At 65.6% G+C, this 12,981-nt stretch carries 9 protein-coding genes; 5 read left to right on the top strand and 4 right to left on the bottom strand.

Annotation, left to right across the window (positions count from 1 at the left end; all coding sequences use genetic code 11):
• Window positions 1-2 precede the first annotated feature (2 nt).
• Window positions 3-236, bottom strand: a complete 234-nt coding sequence (locus tag CO669_RS00150; RefSeq protein ID WP_097657206.1) for a hypothetical protein — start codon at window positions 234-236, stop codon at window positions 3-5.
• Window positions 237-441: 205 nt separating this feature from the next.
• Here CO669_RS00150 and CO669_RS00145 point away from each other — a divergent pair, with 205 nt between their 5' ends.
• Together CO669_RS00145 and CO669_RS00140 are read left to right on the top strand one after the other, a co-directional pair.
• A complete protein-coding gene (locus CO669_RS00145; RefSeq protein WP_198963735.1) occupies window positions 442-2,958 on the top strand; it encodes a glycogen/starch/alpha-glucan phosphorylase in 2,517 nt (838 codons plus the stop codon).
• A 94-nt stretch (window positions 2,959-3,052) separates the two neighbouring features.
• Window positions 3,053-3,868, top strand: coding sequence for an acyl-CoA thioesterase (locus CO669_RS00140; protein WP_097657204.1), 816 nt, complete (start codon window positions 3,053-3,055; stop codon window positions 3,866-3,868).
• Window positions 3,869-4,103: 235 nt separating this feature from the next.
• Here CO669_RS00140 and CO669_RS00135 read toward each other — a convergent pair whose 3' ends face one another.
• From CO669_RS00135 to CO669_RS00125, 3 genes are all read right to left on the bottom strand, one after another.
• Window positions 4,104-5,720: a phosphoenolpyruvate carboxykinase gene (locus CO669_RS00135; RefSeq protein WP_097657203.1), complete on the bottom strand. Its 1,617-nt coding sequence runs from the start codon at window positions 5,718-5,720 to the stop codon at window positions 4,104-4,106.
• 287 nt (window positions 5,721-6,007) lie between these two features.
• Window positions 6,008-8,602: a CHAT domain-containing tetratricopeptide repeat protein gene (locus CO669_RS00130; RefSeq protein ID WP_097657202.1), complete on the bottom strand. Its 2,595-nt coding sequence runs from the start codon at window positions 8,600-8,602 to the stop codon at window positions 6,008-6,010.
• A gap of 77 nt (window positions 8,603-8,679) precedes the next feature.
• Window positions 8,680-9,414, bottom strand: coding sequence for a HugZ family pyridoxamine 5'-phosphate oxidase (locus tag CO669_RS00125; protein ID WP_097657201.1), 735 nt, complete (start codon window positions 9,412-9,414; stop codon window positions 8,680-8,682).
• Between the two features lie 241 nt (window positions 9,415-9,655).
• Between CO669_RS00125 and CO669_RS00120 the strand changes: the two genes are divergently transcribed.
• From CO669_RS00120 to CO669_RS00110, 3 genes are all read left to right on the top strand, one after another.
• Window positions 9,656-10,357 (top strand): response regulator transcription factor, encoded by a 702-nt coding sequence (locus CO669_RS00120; protein WP_008542552.1) that lies wholly within the window; start codon window positions 9,656-9,658, stop codon window positions 10,355-10,357.
• Window positions 10,358-10,561: 204 nt separating this feature from the next.
• Window positions 10,562-12,358 (top strand): sensor histidine kinase, encoded by a 1,797-nt coding sequence (locus tag CO669_RS00115; RefSeq protein WP_198963734.1) that lies wholly within the window; start codon window positions 10,562-10,564, stop codon window positions 12,356-12,358.
• A gap of 26 nt (window positions 12,359-12,384) precedes the next feature.
• The gene (locus CO669_RS00110; protein ID WP_097657756.1) at window positions 12,385-12,909 is read left to right on the top strand and encodes an HPr kinase/phosphorylase; all 525 of its coding nucleotides are present in this window, start codon (window positions 12,385-12,387) and stop codon (window positions 12,907-12,909) included.
• Window positions 12,910-12,981: the final 72 nt, after the last annotated feature.

Here is a 12,981-nt window from a genome sequence, read left to right as displayed (position 1 = left end):
GCTCAACTCGCCGCGGACATCAGCCTGGTGCCGCACGCATTCGCATAGAACTTGCCGCCGCATTGGCGCTTGATGGCGGCGCAGCGGGAAGCGGGCGAGGCATTCTGCGGAACGGTGAAGCCGCAGCTCAGGCCGTCGGCGCTGCGACCGGGCTTGCCGGCGGCAAACGCGGCACTGGAGGCGCTGATGCAGACGACGAGCAGGGCCGCCGCGGCGATTTCGATCAGCAGTTTCATGGAAATGTTCCTCCACACTGATGGCTGAATCTGTCCGCAATCTAGCACCGAATCCCGGTTTCTCCGTGCTCGTCCGGGTTCCCAAAGCGGCCCGTTCCTTGCATAAATTTACGCCAGCGCAGTGCACGGCCGCACCCGTGGCAGTTCCGGTGCCGAGGCAGGACGCGTAGGGTGAGTGGTGTTCTTTCGACAGGAAGTGACGGCTTTGCAAGATCAATCGTTCCAGCCCAGTTCTGCCGCCCCGACGCCGCCGATCGACGAACTCGCGCTGGCTGAGATCAAGGGCGCGATCCTGGCGAAGCTGCGACTTGCCATCGGCAAGGATGCCGGCATGGCGACCCGGCACGACTGGTACCAGGCCGCGGCGCTGGCGCTGCGCGACCGCATCGTGCATCGCTGGCTCACCGCCGAGAAGCACAGCTACGATGCGGGGCGCAAACGCGTCTATTATCTCTCGCTCGAATTCCTGATCGGCCGCCTGTTCAGCGACGCGCTCAACAACATGGGCCTGTTGAAGATCTTCGAGGTCGCGCTCGGCGATCTCGGCGTCTCGCTGCCGGAGCTGCGCAAATGCGAGCCGGACGCCGCCCTCGGCAATGGCGGCCTCGGCCGGCTTGCCGCCTGCTTCATGGAGAGCATGGCGACGCTGTCGATCCCCGCGATCGGCTACGGCATCCGCTACGATTACGGCCTGTTCCGCCAGATCATCAATCAGGGCTGGCAGCAGGAATATCCGGACGAATGGCTGAGCTTCGGCAATCCCTGGGAATTGCAGCGGCCCGAGGTGATCTACGACGTCAATTTCGGCGGCGCCGTCGAGCATGTCGACGACAAGGGGCGCGACCGCGCGATCTGGCATCCGGCCGAGACGGTGCAGGCGATCGCCTATGACACGCCGATCGTCGGCTGGCGCGGCCAGCACGTCAACGCGCTGCGGCTGTGGTCGGCGCGCTCCCCCGATCCGCTCAAGCTCGACGCCTTCAACCGGGGCGACTATGTCAGCGCCAGCGCCGAGCAGTCGCGCGCGGAGGCGATCTGCAAATTCCTCTATCCCAACGACGAAAGCCCGGCGGGCCGCGAGTTGCGGCTGCGCCAGGAATATTTCTTCGTCTCGGCTTCGCTGCAGGATCTGATCAAGCGGCACCTCGCCTCCGACGGCCAGCTGCGCAGCCTGTCGTCCAAGGTCGCGGTGCAGCTCAACGACACGCATCCGAGCCTTGCCGTCACCGAGCTGATGCGGATCCTCGTGGACCTGCACAATTTCCGCTGGGACGAGGCCTGGAAGATCACGGTCGCCACGCTCTCCTACACCAACCACACGCTGCTGCCCGAGGCGCTGGAGACCTGGCCGGTCGAGCTGTTCGAGCGGCTGCTGCCGCGGCACCTCGAGATCATCTACCGCATCAACGTGCAGCACCTGGCGCTCGCCGAGGCGCGCTGCCCCGGCGACATCGACTTCCGTGCCTCGGTCTCGCTGATCGACGAGAAGAGCGGGCGCCGCGTGCGCATGGGCCAGCTCGCCTTCGTCGGCTCGCACCGCATCAACGGCGTGTCGGGGATGCATTCGGACCTGATGCGCGAGACCGTGTTCCACGATCTCAACCATCTCTATCCCGGCCGCATCACCAACAAGACCAACGGCATCACCTTCCGCCGCTGGCTGATGCTGGCGAACCCGAAGCTGACTGATCTGCTCCGCGAGACCTGCGGCGAGGCCGTGCTCGACGATCCGACCCAGCTGTCGCTGATCGAGGCGCGCGCCAGCGACGTCGAATTCCAGAAGAAGTTCCGGACCGTCAAGCTGCACAACAAGACCGCGCTGGCGCGCCTGATCGGCGAGCGGCTCGGCATCAAGGTCGACCCGACCGCACTGTTCGACGTGCAGATCAAGCGCATCCACGAATACAAGCGCCAGCTGCTCAACGTCATCGAGACGGTCGCGCTGTACCAGGCGATCAAGGACGATCCCAACGGCAATTGGGTGCCGCGGGTGAAGATCTTCGCCGGCAAGGCGGCGGCGAGCTACCGTTACGCCAAGCTGATCATCAAGCTGATCAACGACGTCGCCGAGGTCGTCAACAACGATCCCGCGATCGGCGGCAAGCTCAAGGTCGTGTTCCTGCCCGACTACAATGTCAGCCTCGCCGAGGTGATCATTCCTGCGGCCGACCTGTCCGAGCAGATCTCGACGGCGGGCATGGAAGCCTCCGGCACCGGCAACATGAAGCTGGCGCTCAACGGCGCCATCACCATCGGCACGCTCGACGGCGCCAATATCGAGATCCGCGATCATGTCGGGGCGGAGAACATCGCGATCTTCGGCATGGAGGCCGGCGACGTGATGATCCGCCGCAAGCAGGGGCTCGACGCCTCCGACGTGATCCTGAATTCGCCGAAGCTGCAGCGCGCCATCAACGCGATCGGCGGCGGCGAGTTCTCGCCGGGCGATCCCGGCCGCTTCGAATCGATCGCGCACGCGCTGCGCTATCTCGACCATTACATGGTCAGCGCCGATTTCGATTCCTATTATGAGGCGCAGCGCAGCGTCGATGCGCGCTGGCAGGTGACGCCGGCCTGGACGCGTGCCTCGATCCTCAACGTCGCGCGCATGGCGTGGTTCTCATCCGACCGCACCATCCGCGAATACGCCGAGGAGATCTGGAACGTGCCGGTCAACCCGACCACGCCGCTGCTACCGGATTTGCGCGACGTCGCAGGCTGATTTTCCGCGGCGTGGAAGCGGCTACGCCAGAGGTAATTGCACCAACCGGCGCCGGACGTGATATGACGTCCGTCATTGAAAGCCGGATCAAGCAATGCACGCCAAGCTCCCGCACCCCTTCGACGACGCCACCCGCATCACCGCGGGTGATTCGAGCTGGCAGGGGCACACCAGCGACGATTACTGGGCCTTCGTCGGCCCGTTCGGCGGCGCCACCGCCGCGACCATCCTGCGTGCGCTGATCGAGCATCCGCAACGCGCCGGCGATCCGCTGGCGCTGACCGTCAATTACTGCGCGCCGATCGCCAAGGGCCCGTTCGACCTCGACGTGCGTCTGGTGAAGGCCAACCGCTCCAGCCAGCACTGGAGCGTCGAGCTCAGCCAGGGCGGGGGCGAGGTCGCAACGCTCGCCACCGCGGTGTTCGCCGAGCGCCGGCCGTCCTGGGAGCACCGGGTGGCGAAGGTCCCGGACGCCAAGCCGTTCGAGGAGACGCTGCCGTTTCCGAGGATCCAGGCGTCCTGGGCCAACCAGTACGAATTCCGCTTCGTCGAGGGCGAGATGCGGATCGGCCCGCCGCAGGCAGAGCTCGCCAGCACCTACTCCAAGATCTGGATCAGCGACCGCACGCCGCGCAAGCTCGACATGCTGTCGCTGATGTCGATGTCGGACGCCTTCTTCGGCCGCATCTTCCACGCGCGCCGCGAGCTGGTGCCGTTCGGCACGGTGTCGCTGACGACCTATTTCCACACCGACACCGACGAGCTCGCGCGCGAGGACATCACGCGCGTGCTGGCGACGGCGGATTCGAAGATCATGCACAAGAGCTACGCCGACCAGAACGCCGAGCTGTGGTCGCCGAACGGGCGGCTGCTCGCGACCACGACGCAGATCGCGTATTTCAAGGCGTGAGACTTTGCTCCGCTGTCGTCCCTGCGAACGCAGGGACCCATAACCACAGCAAGGAGGTTGGCGAAGATAATTCGTTATATTCTTCGCCGGTACGCGCTCTGCACTCTCTCGACGGATCACGCGGTATGGGTCCCTTGCGTTCGCAGGGACGACACCGGTTGTGGGCTCGCGCGAGTGGCCACAAGCAAAAAGGGCGGCCGCGAGGCCGCCCTTTCGCATTCAAACGTGGCGAGGATCACTCCGCCGCGAGCTTCACGTCCGGCGCGGCGGCGCGCACGTCGGCGTCGACCTGGGCTTCGAACTTGGCGAAGTTCTTCTGGAACATGCCGACCAGCGCGCGGGCGGTCTTGTCGAACTCGTCCTTGTCCTTCCAGGTGTTGACCGGGTTGAGGATTTCGCTCGGCACGCCCGGCAGCGCGGTCGGGACCGCGAAGCCGAAATATTTGTCGGTGCGGAATTCGACGTTGCGAAGCGAGCCGTCGAGCGCGGCGGTCAGCAGCGCGCGCGTCACCTTGATCGGCATGCGCGAGCCGACACCGTACTTGCCGCCGGTCCAGCCGGTGTTGACCAGCCAGCAATCGACATTGTGCTGGGCGATCAGGTCGCGCAGCATGTTGCCGTAGACGCTGGGGTCGAGCGGCAGGAAGGGCGAGCCGAAGCAGGTCGAGAATTCCGGCTGGGGCTCGTTGCCGAGACCGCGCTCGGTGCCGGCGACCTTGGCGGTGTAGCCGGACAGGAAGTGGTACATCGCCTGCGCCGGCGAGAGCTTGGCGATCGGCGGCAGCACGCCGAAGGCGTCGGCGGCGAGCATCACCACGTTCTTCGGCTGCGGCGCGCGGCCGGTGCGCGAGGCGTTCGGGATGAAGTCGAGCGGATAGGCCGAACGCGTGTTCTCGGTCTTGGAGCCGTCGTCGAAATCGACGATGCGGGTGTCCTCGTCGAGCACGCAGTTCTCGAGCACGGCGCCGAAGCGGGTCGAGGCCGCGAAGATCTCGGGCTCGGCTTCCTGCGACAGCTTGATGCACTTGGCGTAGCAGCCGCCTTCGAAATTGAAGACGCCGTTGGGGCCCCAGCCGTGCTCGTCGTCGCCGATCAGCGTGCGGTTCGGATCGGCCGACAGCGTGGTCTTGCCGGTGCCGGAGAGCCCGAAGAAGATCGCGGTGTCGCCCTTGGCGCCGACATTGGCCGAGCAGTGCATCGGCATCACGCCGCGCTCGGGCAGGTAATAGTTGAGCGTGGTGAAGACCGACTTCTTCATCTCGCCGGCATAGTAAGAGCCGCCGATCAGGACGATCTTGCGGGCGAAGTCGATCGCGACGACGTTCTCCGAGCGGCAGCCGTGGCGCTTGGGATCGGCGCGGAAGCTCGGCATGTCGATGATGGTGAGCTCCGGCACGAAGGTCGACAGCTCGATCGCCTCGGGGCGGATCAGCAGCGTGCGGATGAACAGCGAGTGCCAGGCGAGCTCGGTGAACACGCGCGTCTTGATCCGGTAGGCGGGATCGGCACCGCCGTAGAGATCCTGCGCGAACAGCTTCTTGCCTTCGGCGTGCTTGAGGAAGTCCTGATACAGCGTCTCGAACTGCTCTGCGGTGATCGACTGGTTGCCGGCCCACCACATCTTCTTGTCGGTGGTGGCGTCGCGCACCGTGAACTTGTCCTTCGGGCTGCGCCCGGTGAACTCGCCGGTGTCGGCGCAGAGCGCGCCGTCGGCGGACAGCACCGCCTCGCCCGCAGCGAGCGAATATTGATAGAGCTGCGGCGCACCGAGGTTCCAGTGAACCTGCTTGAGATTCTTTAAGCCGAATTTGTCGGCGCCGAAGGCACCGTTGCGCACGCCCGTCTCTTGCACGAAAAAGTCCTCCTAGAACCCGCGACATCCAGCGCGACCAAGTTTGGCCACCATCGCAGTCACCGTGATTAATGGGCCATTCGGCCTCGGCTGAACGACCTAATACTGATGAACGCTGGCGTTGCCAAGCTGATCCCGCAGGATTTGGTTTATTCAAGGACCGCGCCAAACGTCGCGCAGGTCAGCCTTGAACCGGAGCAACGTGAAAACGCAAATGATCGCGCAACCAAACGCGCGTTTGCGCGTTATGTCAGGTTATTGCGACGCACAATCCGTGCTGCGTCGTGTTATCTCACCTCGCCCTCGCCGATCAGTGCGAACGGCCCCCACATCGCAGGGTAGGCGTTGCGCGGCGACGAGGCGTCGTCGACAAAAGTTAACATCGCGCGGCGCAGGGCTTCGGCACGACCGATCCCCGGTTCGTTCTTGAGCAAGTCGAAAGTCGATGTGGTCAAGCGGGTGGCGGCTTCCGAATCCACCGCCCAATGCGAGACCAGCAGCGCGCGGGCACCTGCGTAGAAGAACGAGCGCGCCAATCCCGACAGCGCCTCGGCGCCGGGCTTGTCGCCGGCGATGGTGTTGCAGGCGGACAGCACCACCCAATCGGCGTTGAGCTTGAGCTGAGCCACCTCGCTCGCGGTCAGAAGACCATCGTCGAGCTCCGACGGCTGATCGGGAATGGAGAGCGCAAGCGAAGGCTCGCCCAGTCCCTTGACGTCGCCGGCCACGAGACCGTGGGTGGCGAAGTAGATGATGCCGTATTGAGCAAGCGCTGCACGCTTCAGCGTCGTTTCGCTGGCATCGCGTCCGAGATGGATGTCGGCATCGGTGGCGCCGACATCCCGCGCCACGGCGTTCAGTTCGTCCGCCGTGTCGGGCAGCTGCGGCAACGCCTGCGCCAGCCGCGCGCGATCGACGCCGGCGCCGCGCCAGAAGTCGGTATAGGCAATCGTGGCGATGCTGCGCGCGGCGACCTTGCCGCTTGCAGCGCGGCGGTCGGCAGGTCCTTCGGCGGCGGGATTGAAGACGGGATCGCCGAAGCCGGTCATCGGCTTTGCGCCTTGGTCCTTGCGGGCAAAGGCACGCAGCGATTTCAGGGAGATCACCGAGGGCAGCACCGCGACGGCCTGACGCCGCAGCAGCCAGGCGGCGTCACGATAGCCTTCGAGCCTGTCCGGAATCGCCGCCTGTGGCTTCTCCGTCACCAGGAGATGAAACGGCAGAGCGGTCAACGCCGCCGACGGCACGACCAGCAAATTGCGCTTATCCCTGGTCAACGCCTCGACCGGGCCGAGCAGCCCGACATAGAGCTCATGGGCGAGCGCAAGATCGAACAGGCCCGATTTGCCGGAGGCATCGCGCGCCTTGCCGACATCCAGCCCCTTGCGGAAGGCGGAGACTTTCCGTGCCATCTCGTCCGCGCCGAGCGGGATCTCCTTCCAGTCGGCACCGTCGCGCGTGATCGCGACGACATAGCTCTGCTTGTCACCGACGGAATAGATCACCATCGCCTCGTCGGCGGACAGCAACGGCTGGATGTCCTTCACCGCCAGCGGCAGCGGGTTGGAGAGCGAGGCGTAATCGGGAAACTCGATCGCCAGCGTCTTCTGCAGACCCGCGCGCTCGTTCGCAATCGTCGCAATCCGCGCGCGGCTGCGCTGCTCGGCTGCGACGTCGCGCTGGGCGGACTGCTTCGACACCGCAGCGATGATCGCCTTGTCGAGCGCTTCAGTCTCGGCTGCGCGATCCTGATCCCGGCGCACCAGTTCGGCGAGCCGGTCGCTCCCGGCGGCAAGTCGCACCGCGAGCTTGTTCACGGCAGAGGCGGCGGAGGATTGCGTGCCGCGCTGGATCGCGGCGAGCGCCTCGTCGAGCGCCCTGTCGCCGGGCAGCAAGGATTGCTGGCGGGCGGAGAACAGCACCGGCATCACCACGCGCAACTGCGCACGGCTCGTCGCAAGCGTCCTTTCCGCGAGCGGCAGCGCGTCCGCCGTCCGCCCGGAGATGGAGAGGAAATAAGCGAGATTGCTGGTCGAGGTCACGACGTCGGGATGATCCGGCCCGAGTGCCCGCTCGCGGATGGCAAGCGCACGGCGATAGAGCGGCTCGGCGTCGGCATAGCGCTGCTGGTGCTCGTAGAGCCCGGCGAGATTGTTGAGCGAGCGCGCGACGTCGGGATGGTCGGGGCCCAGCACCTTTTCGCGGATCGCGAGCGACCGCTTGATCGGCCCTTCGGCCTCCGCGTCGCGGTTGAGGTCGCGATAGAGCTGGCCGAGATTGTTCAACAGGGTCGCGACCGCAGGATGCTCGGGGCCGCCGACCTTCTGATAGATCGCAAGCGCCCGCTGAAACAGCGGCTCGGCCTCGGCGTGACGCAGCTGCTTCACATAGTATGTCGCGAGATTGTTGAGGGACTGACCGACGTCGGGATGCTCGCGCGACAGCGCCTGCTCGCGAACGGCCAGCGCGCGCCTGAACAGCGGCTCGGCTTCGGTGAAGCGGCTCTGCCGCTGATAGAGCGCCGCGAGATTGTTCAGGAGCGGCGCGATCTCGACGCTGCCCTGACCGGTCCCCTTCTCCATCAGCGTGATGGCGCGCTTGTAGAGCGGCTCGGCCTGATCGTCGCGGCCCTGATCGGCGTAGATCTGCGCGAGATTGTTGAGCGCCGCGGCGAGGTCGCGGTTGTTGCTGGTCTTCTCGAGCGAGGCCACCATGGCCTGCGCCAGCGGCAGCGCCTCGGAATATTTGCCGGCGCTGCGGAGCGCATTGATGCGCGCGCTCTGCGCCGAGAGGTCGGCCTTCTGGGCAAAGCCCGGCGCGGCACACGACGTGGTGATCGCGAGCGCCAGACCCGCAGCCAATGCCAAACGACGACGCGCCATGAACCCTCTCGCTGCGAGCCTCAAGATCTACCGTCTTGGGTCGCAGCGATGGGGAGCGGCGTTCAAAGCGTTGCGCCTCAGTCCATCTTGCTGCGGGCCTCGCCAGCCAGGCGCACCAGCATCTTGCGCAGTGAGGTGCCGTCGGTCACCCGCTCCGGGAAATCCAGCCGCAGCACGGTCTGGCCGTCCTGCATGTCGAGACCTTCCGGATCGCAGCCGGTGCAGCGCCAGTCGCCTGCGGGCGCGCCCAGAAGCCTGGTCGCGTAGAGGCCCATGGCATCGCGATGATCGGCATTCATGTGCGCGACGGCTCCCTCCTCCGCCGCCAGCAGATCCTCGGCGCCGGCAAGATCCGTGAGGAACCGCTCGGGCTTGAGATCGACGATCCGGCCGAAGCCGGCGACCAGATGGGTTCCGGTGGGGCGAATCCGGAAGAACGAAAAATCCTTAAAGGAAACAAAGGCCTCTGCCGAAGGATGGGCATTGAGATACCGCCGCTGGAGCAGATCCTTGTCGGCATCGGCCTGCTCCGCCCGGCCCGACAGCATGATCCGGGCCCCTTCCAGCGGATCGCCCGCTGCCCGCTCATCCAGCATCAGGGAGACCCGGCTGTCCGCCAGGATGTTCCTGGTGTGCACGGCGAGGCCGGAGATCAGCAGGATCGGCGAGCCATCGGGATGGCTCGCCAGATTGACCAGGGAACAATAGGGATCGCCGCTCCCGGCCATGAGCGTTGCCAGCGCCCCCTGCCGCGATCGCCGCAGCAGGGATTTGGCGAGCTTTCCGGGGTCGAAATCAGGGGTCGGTTGCATCGGCTTTCTCGGCTCAGGTGGTTGCAAGGGGGGCCTTTTTTCGGGTAAACGAGGGCCCGGTTATGGGTCGACATGCGGCGAATCTGCCGTGTTTCGTGGAACTTGGTCACACTTCAGCCCAGCTTGCATTGCTCGGTGACAAGGTTCGAACGCCGACATCGGCACCCATGTATGCGGCGCATCAGTGGATTGCTCGCCGTTTCAAGCCACGACCCAAACGGAAAGCAGAAAGCAGAGGCTCATGCCCACAATCGCTTTGGTCGACGACGACCGCAACATTCTCACATCCGTCTCGATCGCGCTGGAAGCCGAAGGCTACCGCATCATGACCTACACCGACGGCGCCTCCGCGCTCGACGGCTTCCGCACCACCCAGCCCGATCTCGCCATCCTCGACATCAAGATGCCGCGCATGGACGGCATGGAGACGCTTCGCCGCCTCAGGCAGAAGTCCGACCTGCCGGTGATCTTCCTGACCTCCAAGGACGAGGAGATCGACGAGCTGTTCGGCCTCAAGATGGGCGCCGACGACTTCATCCGCAAACCGTTCTCGCAGCGCCTTCTGGTCGAGCGCGTCAAGGCCGTGCTGCGCCGCTCGGCGCCGAAGGACCCGACCGTCGCGCCGAAGGAGAACGACGCCAAGGCGCTCGACCGCGGCCTTCTGCGCATGGACCCGGAACGGCATACCTGCACCTGGAAGAACGAGCCGGTGACGCTGACCGTCACCGAATTCCTGATCCTGCAGGCGCTGGCGACCCGGCCCGGCGTGGTGAAGAGTCGCAACGCGCTGATGGACGCCGCCTATGACGACCAGGTCTATGTCGACGACCGCACCATCGACAGCCACATCAAGCGGCTGCGCAAGAAGTTCAAGGTGGTCGACAACGAGTTCGAGATGATCGAGACGCTCTACGGCGTCGGCTACCGCTTCAAGGAAGCCTGAGGCGGCTGGCCGCTTCACGAAACACAAGCGCATCGCCGGTTCTGATTCCATCGGAACCGGGATCGCTCCAGGGCGCGATGGGATCATCGCGCTCCAGGTTATGGTTTGGGCATGACCTTTTCGGAAAACCGCTACACACTTTTCCGGATCATGCTCTAGGATGCGGGGACCTTCTCGCAAGCTGTCCTAACGCGGGCGTAAGCATTGCTTGACCGAACGCAGCCTGATCAGAACCCGAGCGCCGAGGATGTCGCATCCGGCGGCGTGCCGGAGCAATTTGCCGGAGACAAGCCGCAGGGCTTCCGACCGCTGAACTGGCTGAAGCGCGCCGGGCAGTTCTTCTTCGCGCTGTCCTTCTCCAGCCTGACCCGTCGCATCGTCTCGCTCAACCTCGCCGGCCTCGTCGCGCTGGTTGCCAGCATCCTCTATCTCTCGCAATTCCGCGCCGGCCTGATCGACGCGCGGGCGCAGAGCCTGCTGGTCCAGGCCGAGATCATCGCCGGCGCGATCGCGGCCTCCGCCACGGTGCAGACCAACGCCATCACCATCGATCCCGACCGGTTGCTCGACCTCAAGCCGGGCGAGACCTATGGCGGCTCGGACGAATATTCGCCGCTGGACTTCCCGATCAATCCGGAGCGCGTCGCGCCGGTGCTGCGCACGCTGATCTCGCCGACCAAGACGCGCGCCCGCATCTACGATCCGAACGGCAGCCTGCTGGTCGACAGCCGCAACCTCGAGAACGTGCTGCGCTACAATCTGCCGCCGCCGGCCGAGAAGCCCGGCATCGTCGAGCGCGGCATGGTCGCGGTGCGCACCTGGCTGAACCGCGGCGACCTGCCGCTCTATCGCGAGCTCGGCCCCGAGAACGGCAACGGCTATGCGGAGGTGGCCGACGCGCTCCAGGGCCAGAAGCGCTCGATGGTGCGGGTCAATGTGCGCGGCGAGGTGATCGTCTCGGTCGCGGTCCCGGTGCTGCGCTCGCGCGCGATCCACGGCGCCCTGATGCTGTCGACGCAAGGCGACGACATCGACCAGATGGTCACGGCCGAGCGCCTCGCCATCCTCAAGGTCGGCGGCGTCGCGGCCGCCGTCATGATCATGCTGTCGCTGCTGCTGGCAAGCACGATCGCAGGTCCCGTGCGCCGGCTCGCCGACAGCGCCGAGCGCGTCCGCCGCCGCATCAAGGCCCGTATCGAGATTCCCGACTTCACCCGCCGCCGCGACGAGATCGGCCATCTCTCCGGCGCGCTGCGCGACATGACGAGCGCGCTCTACAGCCGCATCGAGGCGATCGAGATGTTCGCCGCCGACGTCGCCCACGAGCTGAAGAACCCGCTGACCTCGCTGCGCTCGGCGGTCGAGACGCTGCCGCTTGCGCGCAACGAGACCAGCCGCGCGCGCCTGCTCGAGGTGATCGAGCACGACGTCAAGCGGCTCGACCGCCTCATCTCCGACATCTCCGACGCCAGCCGCCTCGATGCCGAATTGCAGCGCCAGGATGCGATCCCGGTCGATCTGCGCCGTCTGCTGACGACGCTGGTGTCGGTCGCCAACGAAACCAAGCTCGGCCATGACGTCGCGGTCGAGACGCGTTTCGAGGGCCGCAGCCCAACCGACACCTTCGCCGTGAGCGGTCATGATTCGCGGCTCGGACAGGTGGTCTCCAACCTGCTCTCCAACGCGCAGTCCTTCTCCGAACGCGGCAGCAAGGTGCGCCTCACCTGCCGCCGCGTCCGCGGCGAGATCGAGATCGTGGTCGACGACGACGGCCCCGGCATCCGCGACGACGCGCTGGAGCGCATCTTCGAGCGCTTCTACACCGACCGTCCGCATCAGGGCTTTGGCCAGAATTCCGGCCTCGGCCTGTCGATCTCCAAGCAGATCGTCGATGCCCATGGCGGGCGCATCTGGGCCGAGAACCGCGCAGGCCCGCCCGATGACGAAGGCGTTCCGACGGTCACCGGCGCGCGCTTCGTGGTGAGGCTGCCGGCGCTATGACCCAAGGTCGCTTGAACGACGGCAGCTTGGACGCAGGCGGGCCGAGCGTTCACGCCTCCGCGGTCAAGGTCGGCTCTCTGGCGGTGCTGATCCGCGGACCCTCGGGCTCGGGCAAATCGCGCCTTGCCTTTGATTTGATCATGTCGGGCCGCGCCGGGGTGATCGAAAGGGCCGTTCTGGTCGGGGACGACCGTGTCCATCTGGCGACAGTCGGCGGTGAAATTGAGGTTCGTCCCGCGCCGCGCCTGGCCGGCCTGATCGAGATCCGGGGCCTTGGGATTCGCCGCTGCGACTTCGTGGAGCATGCGACCGTCGGTCTCGTGGTCGATCTGGACGCCGCGGATGCGGAGCGCCTGCCGCCGGCCGAATCCCTGAAAACCAGCATTTCTGGTGTCGAAATACCGCGAATCCCCGTTGCCCGCGACTATTCGCCCCTCCCGCTGGTTGTCGCGGCCTTGACCACTACCAAGAGTTCATCTTCCGTTAACCCTTCAGGCGATTGTTTGAAGGGAAATGGTAACCATATGAACCCCACTATCGCGACCGAATAGACCGGCGCAGCTCCCCTCATCCATCCGTCTAGATTCAGGGAGATACGCAACATCCCCTCTTGCGCGGGGGCT

This window comes from Bradyrhizobium sp. Y36 (genome assembly GCF_002531575.1).
Lineage (GTDB): Bacteria > Pseudomonadota > Alphaproteobacteria > Rhizobiales > Xanthobacteraceae > Bradyrhizobium.
The sequence above is the reverse complement of the archived record's forward strand: the minus strand, read 5'-3'. Positions and strand labels throughout refer to the sequence as shown.

What these genes read in the sequence shown, in the direction of transcription:
- CO669_RS00150 (WP_097657206.1), bottom strand. Translation starts at nt 236, where the DNA reads ATGAAACTGCTGATCGAAATCGCCGCGGCGGCCCTGCTCGTCGTCTGC.
- CO669_RS00130 (WP_097657202.1), bottom strand. Translation starts at nt 8,602, where the DNA reads ATGGCGCGTCGTCGTTTGGCATTGGCTGCGGGTCTGGCGCTCGCGATC.
- CO669_RS00140 (WP_097657204.1), top strand. Translation starts at nt 3,053, where the DNA reads ATGCACGCCAAGCTCCCGCACCCCTTCGACGACGCCACCCGCATCACC.
- CO669_RS00125 (WP_097657201.1), bottom strand. Translation starts at nt 9,414, where the DNA reads ATGCAACCGACCCCTGATTTCGACCCCGGAAAGCTCGCCAAATCCCTG.
- CO669_RS00120 (WP_008542552.1), top strand. Translation starts at nt 9,656, where the DNA reads ATGCCCACAATCGCTTTGGTCGACGACGACCGCAACATTCTCACATCC.